Consider the following 17,865-nt stretch of genomic DNA (forward strand, 5'->3'; position numbering starts at 1 on the left):
ACTTCACCTTCGGAGTCATCATCCTGACCCTGCTTATCGCCCTGAGACCGTCAGTGTCAGCATCCGGACCTCTGCCGAGCGCAAGTACCACAAGGTGGCGGCCATGTTCGTGCACAACATGGCGACCCAGTCCATCGAGCCACAGTTCAAGTCACTGGAGCATGTCCTCAACGAAACGGGCAGTGTCATCGATGAATCAGGCCTGGATGCCTTCCTCAATGAGGATCACACGCCCCTTGGCCTCTCCCTGATGCAAACGTTGGCGCTCACCCCCTATGTGAAGAGCATCCTGCTCGCCGATCCACAGGGGCGGTTCAACTCCGTCCCCCATCTGCCGGTCGGGGAGCACGTTGATGCCAAGGAGCGACCCTGGTTTCTCGCGGCCGCCGTGCGAACCCTCTTCGTGCACTACACCGACCACTACCCCAGCAAGTTCGATGACAAGAGCCGCAGCGTCTCCGTCTCCCGCCCCCTGATCAACAAGGAGGGGGTCTTCCTCGGCACCCTGGCCATGAACGTGGATCTCGAGCAGATGAGCTATCCCCTGCGTCAGCTCATGAGCCCTCTCAAGGGGGAGTTCTACCTGGTCGATCGGGCGGGCGACATCCTGCTGCACTCGGATGTGGGGAACCTGTTTCGCCATCGCGTGGACCGCCGGCTCATCGAGCAGATGACCAACGGCGCCGACCACCTCTTCGATGCAAAGCGCCAGACCCACCTCTACTACTACTCCTTCTCCAACCCGGACTGGTTCGTCATCTATGCCGTCAGCGATGCCAGGTTCAAGGAGGTGAGCAGCCGCGAGTCCTACCAGATCCAGATCACCCTGGTGGGCAGCATGCTGATCTGCCTGCTCTGCTGGTGGTCCTTGCGTCATGTGCTCAGCAAGATGATCTTCGAGATCATCGCCCTGATGCGCGCCGGACGCATCCACGCGGGCAAACCGGGGGATCAGTTGCGCCAGGAGATCCAAAGCGGCCATCGCCAGATGCTGGAAGCCGTGGAGGCGTCCAACACGGATGCCCTCACGGGTCTGTTCAATCGCCGCTGCTTTGACAAGGCACTCGACGACCAGCTGATTGCCGGCCGCCCTTTCTGCCTGGGGTTGATCGATCTGGACAACTTCAAATCCATCAATGACACCCACGGCCACCCGGTCGGTGACGAGGTCCTGCGGGCGGTGGCCCGGGAAGGGCGGCAGATTGCAGGCCAGGAGGCCACCCTCTACCGCTACGGCGGCGAGGAGCTGGCCATCATCATTCCCGGGGAGGACAGCGTCAGAGCACTGACGCTGCTCGAGCAGTGGCGCACCCAGGTGGCACAGCGGCCATGGCGCGAACCGGAACTGGTGGTGACCTTCTCTGCCGGGCTGGGACTGTGGCGACAGGAGTCCGCCGAGCAACTGCTGGCGCGGGTCGATCAGGCGCTCTATCAGGCCAACGATGCCGGCAAGAATCGGGTGCACCATGCCGACTGATCCCCTGGCACAGCGTCTGCGTCTGGCCATCGTGCTCGGGCTCCTCTTGCTGGTCGGCCTCACCGCCCTCAACCTCCTGCAGGCGGCCAGCGGCCTTCGCAAGGACAACGCGCGCAGCCTGAACCATGCCCGGGCCATGATAGAGAGTGTCATCAACGACAGTCAGTCCCTGGTCGAGGCCGCCCGCCCCCTCGCCATGGGCCGCTGCCAGGATGAGCAACTGGCCCTGCGCGACCTCATCACCGCCTCCCCCTATGCGCGGGCACTCTATGTGCTGGAGGGGCAGCAACTGCGCTGTACCACCCTGCACAGGCCCATCCTCACCCGGGATATTCCCCGTGGCCCGGCAGGCAACCAGACGCTGCTCCTCGCCAGACATAGCCCCATCACCGGGCAGACCGCCATCCTCTCCTGCTGGTGGAGCTGGACGGCTTCCACATCTTCGGCGCCTTGCAGGCCGTGATGGGAGAGGACAACCTCTTCTTCCTCCTCGGGGACCAGGCCCTCGATGGCCACGGCAGGACCCTGCCCGCAGCCCGCCTGCTGGAAGGGGGACAACGTCTGCAACAGAGCGATCCCACCGCTCATCCCTATCGCCTGGTGGCGCTCAACGGTTACAAGGAAGTGCTGGCGTTTGCCTGGGCGTACAACCAGGAGAACCTGCTTGCCGCCCCTGTGCTGGCGCTGTTGCTGGGGCTGCTCACCTTCTATCTGAGGGGGCGCAGCGGCTCCCCTCGCAGCGAGCTTGCCAGAGCCATGGCGGCCCGGGAGTTCATCCCCCACCTGCAACCCGTGATGGACAAACAGGGGCGCCTGCGCGGTTGTGAAGTGCTGATGCGCTGGCGTCATCCCACACAAGGGATGATTGCCCCCAACCACTTCATTCCCCTCGCAGAGGAGTGCGGCTACATAGTGCCGATGACCCGCCAGTTGATGGCCCAGACCCGGGATTATCTGGTCGGGGTGGCCAACAGGCTGCCCCCCGGCTTTCACGTCGCCGTCAATGTCTGCGCCCAGCACTTCAAAAATCAGGACATCGTCGCCGAGTGCAGCGACTTTCTTCACGCCTTCCCGGGCCAGGATCTGCGCCTGGTGCTCGAGGTGACGGAGCGGGAGATGGTGGATGCGGACGAGCAGACCCGCGCCATCTTCGATGCCCTGGACGAGCTGGGCGTGCTCATCGCCATCGATGACTTTGGCACCGGCCACTCCAGCCTCTGCTATCTGCAGATGTTCCATGTGGACATCATCAAAATCGATCGCAGCTTTATCAAGGGAATGAAAGAGGAAGGCCCCTCCCGCCATATCGTCGAAAACATCCTGGATCTCGCCCATCGCATGGGGCTGGCTCTGGTCGCCGAGGGGGTGGAGACCCAGGAGCAGGTCGAGATGGCACGCCACTATGGCATCGACTACCTGCAGGGCTTCTACTTCGCCAAGCCGCTGCCACCGGCCCAGTTCACTGATCTCCTGACCAGCGCCACACGCCCGGAGCCATCCCGGCGCCATGCCGGGGTGAGCCTTCTTCCCTAACGGGGGGCGACGGGCAGCCAGTACTCCATGGTGGCGTCGGGCTGCTGGCCGTCAAAGCCGGGGGCATAGCGCTCCAGTTCGAAACCGTCCAGCCCCCGGTATGCCGACTCCGGCAGCCAGTGCAGGATGAACCAGTGCAGGCTCTCCCCCAGCTGGGCAATGGGTCCTTTGTGGGTGAGCACGGCATACTCCTGGGCCGGCACGTTGAGACTCGACAGGCCGGGGGGCGTAGGCGCCGTCGTGGCCACTCCGGCCCAGTAAGGCAGCCGCTCCCCTGCCCCCGACACATCCACCACCCCCAGCCACTCCCTCGACAGGTCCAGCGCCCCCGTCTCGCGCAGCGCTCGCCAGATGGCGGGCACCGTCTGCTGAAAATCCGGTGAGGCATCGAACAACCCCCGGATCGTGCCCCTGACCCCCTGCAAGGTGAACGCCGGCAGGCTCTCTATGCGCACCTGCACCAGGTTGGGAGAGGCAGAGCGGGGGACCGCCGCCCGCACCAGGGGCGTGCGCAGCCCCAGCCGCACGGCCCGCTTGCGATACGCCAGCGGCGAGCAGCCAAATTGCTGCTTGAAGGCGCGGCTGAAACTCACTTCCGAGCCAAACCCGTGATCCAGCGCCACATCCAGCACCCGCAGCCGGGTGGAGAGCAGCGCCTCCGCCGCCATGCTCAGCTTCAGCTCGCGCACATAGTGAGCCACCGTCTGGCCCGTCTCATGCAGGAATACCCGTTGCAACTGCCAGCGGGACCAGCAGCTCTGCCGGGCCAGCGCCTCCAGGGAGAGCGGCTGATCCAGATTGGCATGGATGTAGTCGAGCACTCGCTCGATGCGGGTGAGATGGGTGCGCGCCTCGGGTGCCGGCTCACGGAGTGGGTGGGGAGAAGTCGGTGTCATGATGTGCTTGAGACCACGCCAGCAGAGGGCGCTCTGGCCCGGGAGGGCCACATTAAACAGGGGTGTCGCGCCGACCGCAAGGCCGGCGCACCGCCTGGCTATTCATCCCGCCTCGCTCAAGGTAGACGGCTCTGGCCATGCTCGGCAAAGTGGCTGCGAAGGGCGCTGATCACCCGCCGCACCTTCTCCGGGATCTCCCGCTGGGGGGTGATGGCATGGATCTCCATGGGAGGGGCCCAAAAGCCCGGCAGCAGCACGAGTAATCGACCGGTGGCGATATCTTCTTCTATTTCACCTTCCGGTTGCAGCGAAATCCCCTGCCCTGCCAGGGTAAACTGGCGCAGGGGCAAGACGTTGTTGCACAGCACCCTGGGCTTGGGCTTGATCTTGTGGGCCTCCCCCTTCTCGTCCAACAGCAGTATCCCGCCCCCCAGCATGTCCGAGGCCAGCCAGTCGTGGGCCAGCAGATCTGCCGGGCTGCGCGGCGTGCCCTTGCGTGCCAGATAGGCGGGCGAGGCACACAGCAGCATCCGGGTCTGACCCAGCCTGCGCGCCACCAGGGTGGAATCTTCAAGCGTGCCGACCCGCAGCGCCACGTCGATGCGATCCTTGATGAGATCCCGCTTCTCGTCGTCGGCAATGATCTGGATGCCCAGGCCGGGGTGAGCCTGCAGCAGCGGCGAGAGCGCCCGCGCCAGGGGCTGGCCGGCCATCCCCACCGGCGCGGTGATCCGCACTTCTCCGAGCAGGCTGTCGCGCACCTCCGAGAGGCGCAGCTCGGTGTCGTTCAAGGTCTGCTGCAACGACTGGCAGCCCTGCCACACCACCTCCCCCGCCTCGGTCAGGCTGAGGCGGCGGGTGGAGCGGTGCAGCAGGGGCAGACCGAGCTGGCTCTCCAGTTGACTGATATGCTGGCTGACGGCGGACGGGGTCATGCCGAGGGCCTTGGCGGCGCCGGTCATGCTGCCCGCCTCCACCACGGCGGCGAAGATGGCGTAGCGTCTGAGCTGATCCATTATGAAGCTCTGCTTACAAGTGAATGCAATTTTTAGTGGATTATTAAATCACACTCGGGGGCGTAGGATAGCCCCATTCCCACAGTGAAGGAGAATTCCCATGAAGATTGCCCTCATCGGTGCCAGCGGTTTTGTCGGTTCAGCCATCCTCCAAGAGGCCGTCAGCCGCGGTCATCAGGTCACCGCCATCGTGCGTGACGTGAGCAAGGTCGCCGCTCACCCGCAAGTCACCGCCGTGGCGGTGGACGCCCAGGACAGCCAGGCACTGGCCAGGGTGCTCAAGGGGCACGATCGGGTGATCAGTGCCTACAACCCGGGCTGGAGTGCCCCGGACATCTACGATCAGTACCTCAAGGGGGCCAGCGCCATCGTGGCCGCCGCCAACGACGCCGGGAGCTGGCTGCTGGTAGTCGGCGGTGCCGGCAGTCTGGAAATCGCCCCGGGCGTGCAGTTGGTGGACACCCCGGAGTTCCCGGCAGAGTGGAAGCAAGGGGCACTCGCGGCCCGGGATGGTCTCACCGCCCTTCGCCGGGAAACCACCCTCGACTGGCGTTTCGTCTCCCCACCCGTGTTCCTCGAACCCGGCGAGAAGCGCGGCGGTTACCGCCTTGGCACGGATCAGGTGCTGTTCAGCGGCGAGCAGCCCGCCGGGATCACGGTCGGCGATCTGGCGGACGGGGTGCTGAACGAGGCGCAAGCACCGGCTCACCTGCGCCAGCGTTTCACCCTGGGTTATTGAGGAAAGGCGCGCCAGCAACCCTTCCCATGACAGTCACACGGAGGGAGGCGGATGCCTCCCTCCGTCTTTTCTCTCCCGCGTCTATCCCGTCACGCCAATGTCGCTCTCACCCGGTACGGCAGATCGCCGCCGGAGCCGCCCGTTGCTCGTTCCATTCGCTCAAGTCCGAATTCCATTTCGAATTTTGTATATAACTAAGAATATTTTGTTGCTTCCACCTTATAACCTCGAACAGTAGCATCACCCTCAACCCAAACGGCGCCACTCAAGAAGAGTGCGCCCCGGTTTCGCCACACCCCGCACGCCGGGGCACGCAGACCCCGTTCACGGAAAGTGAGGAGATGCCCATGACCACCCCATCATTGCCGATCATCGATCTCGCCGCCCTCAAGGGCACCCCGGCTGCACGCAGCCAGATGCTGGCGCAGCTTGGCCAGGCCGCCCGCGAAGTGGGCTTTTTCTATCTGGTGGGCCATGATCTGAGCGAATCGGTGCGCCAGGAGACCCTGGCGCTCGCCGCCCGCTTCTTCGCCCTGCCACTTGAAGAAAAACTGGCGGTGCAGATGGTCCACTCCCCCCACTTTCGCGGCTACAACCAGGTGGGAGCAGAGCTCACCCGGGCACGGCCGGATCTGCGGGAGCAGTTCGATATCATGAACGAGGCCCAGGCCCTGCCTGTGGCGCACATTCGTGAACCCTGGCAGCGCCTCATCGGCCCCAACCAGTGGCCCGCCGCCCTGCCCGAGATGAAGACACGTCTGCTGGCATGGCAGGATCGACTGAGCGACATCACCCTCACCCTGCTGGACGCTTTCGCAGAGGTGCTGGGGCAGCCCGCCGGAGTATTTGACGAGAGCATTCGCGGTGCCCCCTACCAGCACATGAAGCTCATTCACTACCCCGGACAACCCGAAGGCAGCAGTGGTCAGGGGGTAGGTGCCCACAAGGATCCCGGCTACCTGACGCTGGTGATGCAGGACGATCACTCCGGGCTCGAGGTGGAGACGGCGGCAGGCTGGATCCCCGCGCCCCCCCTGCCGGGCGCCCTGGTGGTCAACATCGGCGAGCTGCTGGAGCTCGCGTCCGACGGCTACCTCAAGGCCACCCTGCACCGGGTGGTGAGCCCCCCTCCCGGGGTATCGCGCCTCTCCTGCGCCTTCTTCATGGCGGCAAGGCTGGATGCTACTGTGCCACTGCTTAGCCTCTCCCCCGAGCTGGCGGCGCTGGCCGAAGGGCCCCAGAGCGATCCCGCCAACCCGCTCTTTTATCAGGTGGGGGAGAACGTGCTCAAGGGGAGGCTGCGCTCCCACCCGGATGTGGCGGCCCGCCACTATGCAGACGAGCCGCAGCGCGAGCCAGCGCTAGCCTGACAACCCGCCACACGACATGAGAAAAGGGGCGCGATGGCGCCCCGGATAACACAAGCAGTCGGGCCACAGCCTGGCAATGACGGAGCAATACAATGAAATTCAAGACCATGAGCGTACACAGCGGCCAGCGGATCGACCCCCAGACCGGCGCCCTCACCACCCCGCTCTACCAGAGCAGCACCTTCAGCTACTTCAACGCCCAGGCGGGCAAGGAGCGCTTCGCCGGTCAGGCCCCCGGCTTCATCTACAGCCGCTTTGGCAACCCCACCACTGCCGAACTGGAGCAGAAGCTGGCAGCCCTCGAAGGTGCAGATGAGGCACTGGTGGTGGCCAGCGGCATGGCGGCGGTGAGTGCCATCATGTATGCCCTGGCCGACAGCGGTGATGAAGTGGCCTATATCGGCCCCCTCTACGGCGGCACCGATGCCTTCCTCAAGCAGACCTTCAGTCGCGCCGGCATCAAGATCACCGCCTACGAGAGCGATCAGGCGCTGCTGGCCAACATCCGCCCCGCCACCAAGGTGGTACTCTTTGAAACCCTGACCAACCCCACTCTCAAGGTGGTGGATCCGCGGGTGGTGGTGGAGGCGGCCCGCAAGGTGGGTGCCATCACTGTGTGTGACAACACCTTCCTCACCCCCTATCTGCTGCGCCCGCTCGAGCTTGGCATCGACATCGTCATGCACAGCGGCACCAAGTACCTGGGCGGTCACGGCGACATCATCGCCGGGGTGGTGGCGGGTCGTCATGAGCTGATGAAGTCGATTCGCACCGTGGCCCTCAAGCACATCGGCTCTCCCATCGGCCCACAGGAGGCCTACCTGCTGCAACGGGGGGTCAAGACCCTTCCCCTGCGCATGGATGCCCACCTGCACAACGCCCAGAAGGTGGCCGAGTTCCTGGATGCCCACCCGGCGGTGAAGAAGGTGATCTACCCGGGCCTTGCCAGCCATCCGGGCCACGATGCCCTCGGCGCCTTCGCCAGCGGCTTTGGCGGCATGGTGAGCATCGAGCTGGAAGGCGGGTTTGAGCGCTGCGCCACCCTGCTCGACAACCTGCAACTCTTCGTGCAGGCGGTGAGCCTCGGCGATCTCGAGAGCCTCGCCTGCCATCCGGCCAGCACCACCCACGCAGCCATGGACGAGGCGAGCCGCCTCGCCGCCGGAGTCAATGACGATCTCATCCGCTTCAGCATCGGGGTGGAAGACGCCGACGATCTGATTGCCGATCTGGCCGCCGCCCTGGCCCTCCTCTGATATCCAGTAGCGATCCGGGGGAGTGACGCAATAAAAAAAGGGAAGGCAATGCCTTCCCTTTCTCTTTTCTGCCCGGCGCCCTCATCAGGCGTCGTGGTAATCCTGGCAGGCGCTCAGGGTGTTCTCCATCAGGCTGGCGACCGTCATGGGGCCCACGCCCCCCGGTACCGGCGTGATGAAGGCGGCGTGATTGCGCGCGGTCTCATACTCCACATCTCCCACCAGGGAGCCGTCCGCAAGGCGGTTGATGCCCACGTCGATCACCAGGGCACCGGGTTTGACCCACTCCCCCGGAATGAAGTTGGGCTTGCCCACCGCCACGACCAGCAAGTCGGCCCGGCGCACCTGGGTCTCCAGATCCTGGGTGAAGCGGTGACAGGTGGTGGTGGTGCAACCGGCCAGCAGCAGCTCCAGCGTCATGGGACGCCCCACGATGTTGGAAGCCCCGACCACCACCGCATGCAGACCATGGGTCTTGACGCCTGTGGTCTCGATCAGGGTCATGATCCCCTTGGGGGTGCAGGGTCGCAGCGCCGGGATGCGCTGGGCCAGACGACCCACGTTGTAGGGATGGAAGCCATCAACGTCCTTGTCGGGACGAATGCGCTCCAGCACCTGGGTGGTATCGCAGTGAGCCGGCAAGGGCAACTGCACCAGGATGCCGTCCACTTCCGGATCCTCGTTGAGCTGGTCGATCAGGGACAGCAGCTCCGCTTGTGTCGCCGTGGCGCTGAGGTCATAGGAGCGGGAAACAAATCCCACCTCTTCACAAGCGCGACGTTTGCTGCCCACATAGACTTGGGAGGCCGGATCCAGCCCCACCAGGATCACCGCCAGACCCGGTGCCCGTTTCCCCTGCGCCAACCGCTGTTGGACTTGCGCGGCGACCTGATTGCGAATCGTTTGCGCAACCTGTTTTCCATCAATGATTTTGGCAGACATCGTTCTTCACTCACCATGTGTTCAACTGCGGCGCATTGTCGCATTTTTTTGGCGCGGGTGTTAGCGGCTCTCGCAGGGAGGGCAATAAGTAGGCACTTGAATTTACTGGCGGAAAAAGTCGTTGACGCTGACTTTGGCGCTTGGGTATGATGCCCGCCCGTTGCCCAGTGGTGCCGCCGAAGGTATGCTGGATGGCGAATTTTCGGTGATTAGCGCAGCCCGGTAGCGCATCTGGTTTGGGACCAGAGGGTCAAAGGTTCGAATCCTTTATCACCGACCAGGTTCATCGGGAAATCCCCGGGTTTCTTGATACAACGCGCCCTTAGCTCAGTCGGATAGAGCAACGGCCTTCTAAGCCGTGGGTCGCAGGTTCGAATCCTGCAGGGCGCGCCATTTAAAATGTGTTTTAAATCATTGAGTTATTGATGAAGAGTGTACTTATCGTCCATTCGGCAGATTATCTCAGGATGACCTTGGCCAGGCCTTGGCAGACACAAAATGGCGATGATTTCAGTGGTGGTTGTAGCTCAGTTGGTAGAGTCCCGGATTGTGATTCCGGTTGTCGTGGGTTCGAGCCCCATCAGCCACCCCATTATTTCTCTGTTGTTGCTATCTGTTGCGTAAGAAAGGCTTTAATATGGCCAGCAACTCATCTGCAAGGCAGACTTCGCGCTATTTATGCGCGGCGATAAACCGGCCCCGCGCCAGTTTTTTTGTTTTAGCGAACAAAATAACGCCTATGGAGGCGGCCTATGTCTCTTCGTAATCCAGCTCGCAAGCAGCCCGCTCGCCAGCCCTCCCCCACGACGGGTAACCCCGCCCTCGATCTCTTCCACCGCAACTGGCAAGCGCTCGAAAAGCTACAGGCAAAAATCGACAAGCAAACCCTCAACGGCCGCGATATCTATCAGCGCTTCACCAGCGACATCGAACCCCTTGAGCGTCAACAATGCGAGCTCATCTTTGCCCTCACCAAGCGACTGACCGACTTTACGGCTCGCAAGAGCTTTACCCAGTGGCAACGGGAGACCTTGCACCACTGGATCCACGATCTCATCAACTATCTCGAGTCCAATCCGTTTCGTGGCGAGATGGATTTGGCCCCCCTCTATCACCAAATCCAAACCAATACCGCCCTGCACATGGATGACGAACAGCTCGACTATCAGTGTGATGAACTTACCCATATGCTGATGGAAACTTGTGGTCACTGCCCCGAAGACATCGACACCTTGCGCGATATGGTCAAAAACCCCGCTCTGTTGCACGAGTACCTGATAAACGCGGCGAAGCAGAAAATGGCCAACGGGAGTGACACCGCTGGTGAGGAAGAGGATGCCCTCTTCGATGATGATGAGTTGTTTGCCGATGAGTCCCCCTTCGGCGCTGAGCAGCAAGATGCTTTTGCCCACACGCGCACCCGTCGTGAGCAAGAGGAAGAGATGCGCATCGAACAGCTGTTCAGCAAATCCAGCCTCAAGCAGCTCTATCGCAAGCTCGCCCTGGCGCTGCACCCGGATCGGGAACCCGACCCCGCCATGCAGGCGGAAAAGACCCGCATCATGGGCCAACTCAGTCAGGCTTGGGAAAACAAAGAGATGTTCACCCTGTTACAGCTGGCCCACGCTCACCTACCCGAGTTCGATAACCTGCTCAGTGACGAGAACCTCGCTTACCTCAACCCGATGCTGAAACGCCAGCTACGCGAGCTCGAAGTCAGCTACTACGGCGGGCAAGACGGGCTAATGGGCGCGGTGCTGCACAAATTCAAGCAATCATCCAAGAAAAAGACCGAGCAGGCCTTTGCCGAACATCGGGACTATTTGCTGCGTGATATCGACCACCTGACTGCCCAGCTGGCCGAGATCACCACCCTGCAGACCCTCAAACCCTATCTGGCGGCCCGCTGGGATCAGCAGCAAATAAGGTGGCGTGAGGAAGAGGACGATATGGAATGGCTGTTTCGGTAACGGCCAGCGCTGACCGACCATCTCCCCAAACAATCAAGGCGCCACTGGCGCCTTGATTGCTTTCACGCTGCTGGTTTTTACACTGCTTGTTTTTACACTGATCGTGCTATCGGATAGCCAGCCTTAAATCAGGGTCACCTGACGCGCTTTGGCATCAGGCGCCAGCGCCTGTTCCTCATCGTGGATAGTTGTGAAGGGCTCAGGGGAAATGGCGGCTGCCGATGCGATTTTGCGCTGCTGATATTGGGCCAGACGCAAGTCCAGCAGCTCTTGCACCATGCGATGCAGAGGATCGATATCCTCCTCACTCACCGCGAAGCGTGGGCAGAAGCGATCCTCCCTTACCTCGAACCAGTACTCCCCCTTGGCGCCTGGATTGCCGCCACTGCTGAACTTGATCGGATTGCTCTTCCAGTAACTGAGCCAAGCCGGGCTGTCGGCGCTCAGGGCTTGCTGCTTGACCGGTAGATCGAGGCGGGCCAGCTCGGGATGCCGCTCAAACAGGTAACGGGAGTGGCTGGCCAGCGCCGCCAAGGTGGGTGGCTCACGCAGGCCGTCGAGTTCGAGCAGCGCCAATAGCAGGATCAACTTGAAACTCTTGGTGAGCGCGGTGTGCTCCACCCCCGAACGCAGAAAGTCGCCGTGCCGGTTCAGCACGCGCAGCTCCTCCTCCCCCAGATCGCCCGCTTGGGCGAGCAGCTCAAACCAGCCCCCCTGTTTTTGGGTATCGAAACGCAGTTGCTCACCCAGCCGGACTGCCCAGGTTTGCCGCGCGGTGGGGCGATAGCCGAGGTGCTCTTTGAGGGTCTGATAGGTCTCAATCAGAGTCGGTTTCTGCTGCTTTTTTAACAGCGCCAGCAGCGGAAGCAGCTTGGGATCCAGATTGATAAAACAACCTGCCGCCAGCGGCATCGCCCTGTTTGCGTGCGTTGGTGGGCGGGTCAATTGCGTTTGCAGCAGCTGGGGCTTGTAGAGACACGCCTTGTGATTGCCCACCAGATCGATCACCACCAGGCGTTCTTTGCCTTGATAGAGGCGCAAGCCCCGCCCCAACTGTTGCAGGAACACGATGCGCGACTCGGTGGGGCGCAGCATCAGCACGGTATCGATGGCGGGCAAGTCGGTGCCTTCGTTGAACAAATCTACCGAGAAGATGATATCAAGCTCGGCGGCGGCCAGTTGCTCCAGGGCGGCTTGTCGCCCCTGGCGGGAGCCCGCATAGACGGCTATCGCCCGCACACCGGCTTGCTGGAAGACGCTGGCCATAAAATCGGCATGACGGGTCGAGATGCAGAAGGCCAGCGTGCGCTGCTGGCGTAAACGTCGCCACTGGCTAAGGGCGTGCTGAGCCCGCTTCTGACTGGCGAAGGCACTCTCCAGCGCATGGGGGTCAAACTGACCGTTGCGCCAAGGCAGCGCGGCATAGTCGACGGTGTCATCCAAAATGCCGTGATAGGTGAGCGGCACCAGCATCTTCTGCTCGATGGCGAGGGCCAGCCCCCGTTCAAAGACGAGATTGTTGTCGCACAGCGCCAGAATATCGGCCTGATCGGTGCGGTCAGGGGTCGCGGTCAGCCCGAGCAGGAAGCGGGGCTTGAAGTGGTTTAGCAAGCGCCGGTAGGAGGGTGAGGCGGCATGATGAAACTCATCGACCACCACGTAATCGAAGTGATCCGGTGCAAAGCGCAGCAGATGCTGACTCTTGCCCAGGGTCTGGATGGAGGCAAACAGCCAGTCGGCCTCATCCTGCTGCTGACCATGATAGAGGCCCGAATTTGCCCGCGGCACCATGTGCAAGAAGGTCTGGCGCGCTTGGGTCAGGATCTCCTCCCGATGGGCAACAAACAGCAGGCGGGCCGCCTGCATCTGGCGCACATCAAAAGCCGCGAGCCAAGTCTTGCCAAGGCCGGTCGCCATGACCACCACACCCCGTTTATGCCCCTGTGCCCGCGCGGCTTGCAGCGCCATCAGCGCCTCTTGCTGCACGCTGTTGGGGATGGGGGCTTCACGCAGCTGCTCAGCGCTGCTGCGATGATCCCCAGTGAGCACCCGCAACTCCCGCAGCGCGCTCTGCCGATAGCGAGCGAGGTAGCCATCGATCCAGTCGTGGGTAAGGGGCACGACCCGCGCGTCTTGCGCCAGCCGATCGATTTGAGCCGCGAGCTGACGCAGGCTGTGATGCGGCTCGCTGGGGCCGCTCGGCTCAGCCCTGAGCGACCAGTTCCACTCCAGCGACTCGGTGAGGGCGGCGGCAGAGATATTGCTGGAGCCGAGAAACGCCTGGCCACCGAGCACCGCTGGCGACCCTTCCTGGCCAACTTGCTCGCCTAGATACTGGGCTGCGTGCTGGACAAACAGATAGGACTTGAGGTGAAAGCCGCGATTGCCCTGACTCTGGTAGATCAGCGCGCAAGAGCGAGCGGGATCAAATTTAAGCAACTCGCGCAGCGCCACCGGCTGAGTCACCTCCAGATAGTCCGAGGTGATCAACCGAAGCCGTGCTCCTCGCGCCAACGCCTCGTGCAGGGCACCGCGCAACAGCACCAGCCCGCTTTGGCGAATAAAGGAGACACACAACTCGATGCGGCTACCCTCGCCACAACGGGCGATGGCGTCCAGCAGATGTGGCAACAGGGGATCGTTGAACTCCGGATCCCCCGCCTCTCCCCCGCTGATGAGCACGGGTGCACTCATGACCCGACCTTGCGCACGATGGCGTTAAGCCAACGCTCCTGCTCGCGGCCGGGGCGTCGATCCGCCGTCAGCCAAGTCTCGACCTCGCTCAGCGGCAACGGCGTGATCAGGGCGTGCAGCCCCGCCTCATCCAACTGGGTGAAGGCTCGGCCATCGCGCTCGGTCTCGTCTACCCCATATTTGAACGAGCAATAGAGCAGACCACCGTCGGCGAGTTGCTGGCACAGATGGGCCATTACGGCATCCAATTCGGCGCGGGGAACATGCAGCAGACTGGCACAGGCCCAGATGGCATCGACCGGCACGGGAGCCACAAACTGCTCGAAACGGCACAGTTGCACCGGCTGACCAAGCAGGCGCTCGGCACGCAGGGCCAGCTCCGCGCTGGCATCGAAGGCTGTGACCCGAAAACCTTGCTGATGGAAATACAGGCTGTCCCGCCCAGAGCCGCAGCCCGCATCGACGATATGAGCGCCGGCGGCGAGCAGAGGCAAGAAGCGCTGGTAAAGCGGTTGCATATCGACCGACAGCGTGCCTTCGACGAAGCTATCGGCGTGTTGGTTGTAGTAATCGATAGACATAGTAAGCAGGCACCTAGCAGAAAACGCCCAGATTAACAGAGAGATAGGGGTAAAAAAATCGAGTCAGCGCCATTTCAGACAATCCGCAGTACGGGAAGACCAACTGGCACCTTCTTCGCTATTCATAAATGCTCTATTGACCCTAACGGCGCTCAGTTCAAGCTATCAAAGGAGCGTCATTCTACCCCTCAGAGGGCGATTGCTCTATGAAGCCAGGTCACCAAAATCGATCATTTCTACTGTTTGGCCAAAATGCACGATGCGTCAGCGATTCATCTTGGCGGTCTCGCAGGTCAGAACTACAGCCTGAGTTCACTTTGCACCAAACACTGCTGGCGGTGTGCTCGGGCCATCGCACCTGACCTGCCCCAAGGAGTTGGTGCGACAGCGAGTGCCATCGGAGGAACGCAGATTGCCAAGGCTATCCTTGCGCCAGGTGACGGTCTCGCCGGTGCCGGGATTGCTAACCCGCACATTACCCAGACTGTCTCTGCGGTAGGTGGTGCCCTCGCTGCTGCGCACATTGCCGAGAGAGTCTTTGCGCCAGGTGGTGCCGCTTTGCGAATCCCTGACGTTGCCGAGACTGTCCTTGCGCAGGGTGCCGCTATTGCCATCATCACACTGGTAGCGGGTATTACCGAGGCTGTCTTTGCGATAGGTACAGTCGGCGGCCCCGGCACTCTGGACCACCAGCAGTAACAGGGCACCAGCTAATACGCCGAGCGGGGGTAACGAAGGTGACATAAACATGCTCCTTGGTTGGGGCTGACTGGGACTCTCTTCAAGCGGGTCCAGTATATGCCGCCTCAATACCCATGCCGATACTGGTTACATACACATGTCGCATTTTGGAGCAGATGCGGGGTGTCTGATCACCGAGCCGGCGTTTATCGGCGGGGTCTGCTGGACGACGATGGCAATGGGTTGCAACCCAGACAATCAAGGCGCCTGTGTAGCGCCTTGATTGTTTTACGCGATCTGCATCGTTAAACGACTATGCCGTCGGCGCCGTTTCCTCTATGGCAATCGTGCCGGGCTCTTCCAGAGCCTCGACGATCAATGACAACCGATCCTGTTCGAAGTCCATATGCATGGCGTCCAGTTGCGGCAGTGTCTTGCTGGCCTTCGCCGAGAGTTTGTTGAATCTCTCCACTTTGCCATACAGCCCTTGCTTGCCCACCAGCGCCTTGACCGTGTTGTTGTAGTGATTGCTGGCAGTGTTGAGCGTGCCGCCCAAGCTGCTCAGACGTTCGGCAACAAGGCAGACCTGGTTGTAGATGTCGCCGGCTTTTTCACTGATCTCGCGGGCCTCCGTATTGCTGCGTTCGATCATCCACAGATTTGATACCGTGCGCAGGATGGGGATCAGGGTCGTATGTGAGACCAGTACGATGCCCTTGTTGTATCCATACTCGAACAAATCCTTGTTGTGCTTCAACGCTTCGATATAGGCGGGTTCAATCGGCATGAACATCAGCACAAAGCTGGGGCTGTGCATGCCAATCAAGTTGATGTAATCCTTCGATGCCAGATCGTCGATATGCTTGCGCACCGCTTTGAGATGCTCTGCCATCGCCAGCTGATACGCCTCTGGGCTCTCGGCCGCTACCGCCCGATCATAAGCCACCAAAGAAACCTTGCTGTCGATGATGATGTGTTTGCCATCCGGCAGTTTGATCAGATAGTCGGTCTGCTTGTGCTTGCCTTCCGCATCCTTGAAGCTGCTCTGCACTTCGTAGTGGGCCGCTTCAATCAGGCCACTCATCTCCAGTGTGCGGCGCAGTTGCGCTTCCCCCCAGGCTCCGCGCTGCTGGGAATCGCCCTTGAGGGCCGACGTGAGGTTGTTGGCCTCCTTGCTCATATTCAGACCAATTTCCAGCACCTTCCGGATCTCGGCATTGAGCTGAGCGCTGCCTTGCACCGAGACATCGTGCACCTCGTTGATCCGTTTCTGGAATCCTTCGATCTGCTCGCGAAATGGCTTGAGCAGGCTATCGATCCCGATCTGGCTGCTCTGAGTGAACGCCTTGCCCTTCTCGTCGAAAATCTTGTTGGCGAGGTTTTCAAACTCCTGTGCCAGTGTCTTCTTGGCATCGGCAAGTTGACCCAGCTGCTCCTGGAAGTGCTCTTCCCGCTTTTGCAGCGTGGTCTTGAGCTCGGTGTGTTCGTTATCAACCTGATGCAACCGCTCCTGCAGGCCGAGAATGGCGTTCTCACGCTCTTTCAGGGTCTGTTTGACATCCACCAGTTGTTCACGGACTTCGCGCTCCGCGCTCTGCAGGGATTGCGCATGTTTGCCTTCATTGGCCAACTTATCCTTGAGCTGGCTGATCTCATCATGGGCTGCTCGGTTTTGCCCATCAGCCAGATTCAAGCGTTCACGCAAGTCAGCGATCTGCTCTTTCTGACCACGGTTTTCGGCCTGTGCCGTCTCCAGACGCTTCTCCGCGTCATGTTGCTGCTCCTTGGCCGCGCTCAACTGCTGCTGCAAGGCCTCGCTGGCAGCCTTACGTTCGCTCAATTGCGTCGCCAACTCTTGCAGCTGCTCTTTGGCACCCTCTAGCTGGGTCTGCACCTTGCCGGCCTCCACCTGCTGCCCATAACATTGTTGTTCCGCCGCCTTGAGCTGCTCCTGAGCCTGTGCCAATTGCTGTGTCAGCAAGCCCTGTGCCTGCTGTGCCTGCCCCAGTTGGCTAGTGAGCTGACCGAGCCGGTTGCCGTGGCGCAGCGCCGCCACAAAGTAGCCAATCACGCAGCAAGCGATTGCAATGATGACGCTGATGACAATGATCTCCGTAGTCCACTGGCTGATTTGCATGAATACTCCTTAAGCGTGCTTGAAAGGCAGATGTAAGTGGTGCGAATAGTGCTTTTGCCCGGCGACAACCACGATAATCGCGTCAATGCCTATGCTGGCCACTACTGTGCAACAGGCTAACACGCCCGATTTCATGGAAACCGATGGTGACTCACACTCCCGCCTGCTGATGCTCAACTGAGCAGAATGTTTATTAAAAATCCCGTTGGATGGCGACGTTCACAGGCTTGTCGGCCGCACCTTTGAGCATGGCGTCGAGCTTGTCGACGGGCTGGGATGGTATGCGGTCCCCGGGGTTGGCTCATCTTCCTATTCGACGTCTTCTTCGTCCGCTCGCGCGTGGCTCATGGCGCGGCCTTGGGCCGCAAACTCATTGCGACGCGCCCAGCTGAAATCCGCCAACACCAGATCCGGGTAATAGGCGCTGTTCATGTACAGGATCTTTAGCAGCAACCAATTGAAATAGATATAAAAATGGCTTCGATTGTGATCTGATTTTATCGCCAAACAAAACCGCCACGCACGAAGCCATGACCATTATCGATGCCAACCACTATCTTGAGCAACTTCTCT

Annotated in this window: 15 protein-coding genes and 3 tRNA genes; 10 read left to right on the forward strand and 8 right to left on the reverse strand. The window is 61.2% G+C overall.

The window, feature by feature from the left end; translation table 11 throughout:
• Positions 1 to 103 precede the first annotated feature (103 nt).
• The 3 genes from J9889_RS07865 to J9889_RS07875 are packed head-to-tail and all read left to right on the forward strand — an operon-like array spanning position 104 to position 3,010.
• Positions 104 to 1,477, forward strand: a complete 1,374-nt coding sequence (locus J9889_RS07865) for a sensor domain-containing diguanylate cyclase (protein WP_111896726.1) — start codon at positions 104 to 106, stop codon at positions 1,475 to 1,477.
• Positions 1,467 to 1,940 (forward strand): CSS-motif domain-containing protein, encoded by a 474-nt coding sequence (locus J9889_RS07870; RefSeq protein WP_210556314.1) that lies wholly within the window; start codon positions 1,467 to 1,469, stop codon positions 1,938 to 1,940. Before J9889_RS07865 ends, J9889_RS07870 begins: the two co-directional genes overlap by 11 nt.
• Positions 1,895 to 3,010: an EAL domain-containing protein gene (locus tag J9889_RS07875; protein ID WP_162540609.1), complete on the forward strand. Its 1,116-nt coding sequence runs from the start codon at positions 1,895 to 1,897 to the stop codon at positions 3,008 to 3,010. The genes J9889_RS07870 and J9889_RS07875 overlap by 46 nt, the downstream gene beginning before the upstream one ends.
• Here J9889_RS07875 and J9889_RS07880 read toward each other — a convergent pair.
• Positions 3,007 to 3,906, reverse strand: a complete 900-nt coding sequence (locus J9889_RS07880; RefSeq protein WP_111896730.1) for an AraC family transcriptional regulator — start codon at positions 3,904 to 3,906, stop codon at positions 3,007 to 3,009. The genes J9889_RS07875 and J9889_RS07880 overlap by 4 nt on opposite strands.
• A gap of 116 nt (positions 3,907 to 4,022) precedes the next feature.
• Positions 4,023 to 4,922, reverse strand: a complete 900-nt coding sequence (locus J9889_RS07885) for a LysR family transcriptional regulator (protein WP_069785645.1) — start codon at positions 4,920 to 4,922, stop codon at positions 4,023 to 4,025.
• A 100-nt stretch (positions 4,923 to 5,022) separates the two neighbouring features.
• Between J9889_RS07885 and J9889_RS07890 the strand changes: the two genes are divergently transcribed.
• The 3 genes from J9889_RS07890 to J9889_RS07900 all read left to right on the forward strand — a co-directional run bounded on the left by J9889_RS07890 (position 5,023) and on the right by J9889_RS07900 (position 8,287).
• Positions 5,023 to 5,661 carry an NAD(P)-dependent oxidoreductase gene (locus J9889_RS07890; protein ID WP_102948527.1) on the forward strand — a complete coding sequence of 213 codons (639 nt, stop codon included), beginning with the start codon at positions 5,023 to 5,025 and terminating at the stop codon, positions 5,659 to 5,661.
• Positions 5,662 to 6,008: 347 nt separating this feature from the next.
• Positions 6,009 to 7,031, forward strand: coding sequence for a 2-oxoglutarate and iron-dependent oxygenase domain-containing protein (locus J9889_RS07895; protein ID WP_124813681.1), 1,023 nt, complete (start codon positions 6,009 to 6,011; stop codon positions 7,029 to 7,031).
• A 92-nt stretch (positions 7,032 to 7,123) separates the two neighbouring features.
• Positions 7,124 to 8,287: a PLP-dependent aspartate aminotransferase family protein gene (locus J9889_RS07900; RefSeq protein WP_042863960.1), complete on the forward strand. Its 1,164-nt coding sequence runs from the start codon at positions 7,124 to 7,126 to the stop codon at positions 8,285 to 8,287.
• An 84-nt stretch (positions 8,288 to 8,371) separates the two neighbouring features.
• Here J9889_RS07900 and folD read toward each other — a convergent pair whose 3' ends face one another.
• Complete coding sequence (gene folD, locus J9889_RS07905; RefSeq protein WP_010674955.1) at positions 8,372 to 9,229, reverse strand: bifunctional methylenetetrahydrofolate dehydrogenase/methenyltetrahydrofolate cyclohydrolase FolD; 858 nt, start codon at positions 9,227 to 9,229, stop codon at positions 8,372 to 8,374.
• Between the two features lie 203 nt (positions 9,230 to 9,432).
• Here folD and J9889_RS07910 point away from each other — a divergent pair.
• The 4 genes from J9889_RS07910 to J9889_RS07925 all read left to right on the forward strand — a co-directional run bounded on the left by J9889_RS07910 (position 9,433) and on the right by J9889_RS07925 (position 11,199).
• Positions 9,433 to 9,509 (forward strand) — tRNA-Pro (locus J9889_RS07910).
• A gap of 36 nt (positions 9,510 to 9,545) precedes the next feature.
• Positions 9,546 to 9,622, forward strand: a tRNA-Arg gene (locus J9889_RS07915).
• A 123-nt stretch (positions 9,623 to 9,745) separates the two neighbouring features.
• Positions 9,746 to 9,821 (forward strand) — tRNA-His (locus J9889_RS07920).
• A 160-nt stretch (positions 9,822 to 9,981) separates the two neighbouring features.
• Positions 9,982 to 11,199, forward strand: coding sequence for a J domain-containing protein (locus tag J9889_RS07925; protein WP_041211539.1), 1,218 nt, complete (start codon positions 9,982 to 9,984; stop codon positions 11,197 to 11,199).
• A gap of 123 nt (positions 11,200 to 11,322) precedes the next feature.
• Here the strand turns inward: J9889_RS07925 and J9889_RS07930 are convergent, their stop codons facing one another.
• The 5 genes from J9889_RS07930 to J9889_RS24495 form a co-directional block, all read right to left on the reverse strand.
• Positions 11,323 to 13,893 carry a DEAD/DEAH box helicase family protein gene (locus tag J9889_RS07930; protein WP_223917078.1) on the reverse strand — a complete coding sequence of 857 codons (2,571 nt, stop codon included), beginning with the start codon at positions 13,891 to 13,893 and terminating at the stop codon, positions 11,323 to 11,325.
• Entirely contained in the window at positions 13,890 to 14,474 is a 585-nt protein-coding gene (locus J9889_RS07935; protein ID WP_024941336.1) for a class I SAM-dependent methyltransferase, read from the reverse strand. The genes J9889_RS07930 and J9889_RS07935 overlap by 4 nt, the downstream gene beginning before the upstream one ends.
• A gap of 312 nt (positions 14,475 to 14,786) precedes the next feature.
• Entirely contained in the window at positions 14,787 to 15,218 is a 432-nt protein-coding gene (locus J9889_RS07940; RefSeq protein ID WP_053288405.1) for a hypothetical protein, read from the reverse strand.
• Positions 15,219 to 15,468: 250 nt separating this feature from the next.
• On the reverse strand, positions 15,469 to 17,292 hold the full coding sequence (gene rmuC / locus J9889_RS07945; protein ID WP_109113028.1) for a DNA recombination protein RmuC: 1,824 nt from the start codon (positions 17,290 to 17,292) through the stop codon (positions 15,469 to 15,471).
• Positions 17,293 to 17,601: 309 nt separating this feature from the next.
• Positions 17,602 to 17,724, reverse strand: coding sequence for a hypothetical protein (locus J9889_RS24495; RefSeq protein WP_282597944.1), 123 nt, complete (start codon positions 17,722 to 17,724; stop codon positions 17,602 to 17,604).
• Positions 17,725 to 17,865: the final 141 nt, after the last annotated feature.

Origin of the sequence: Aeromonas sp. PrichA-15, assembly GCF_017939245.1 — a bacterium.
Lineage (GTDB): Bacteria > Pseudomonadota > Gammaproteobacteria > Enterobacterales > Aeromonadaceae > Aeromonas > Aeromonas caviae.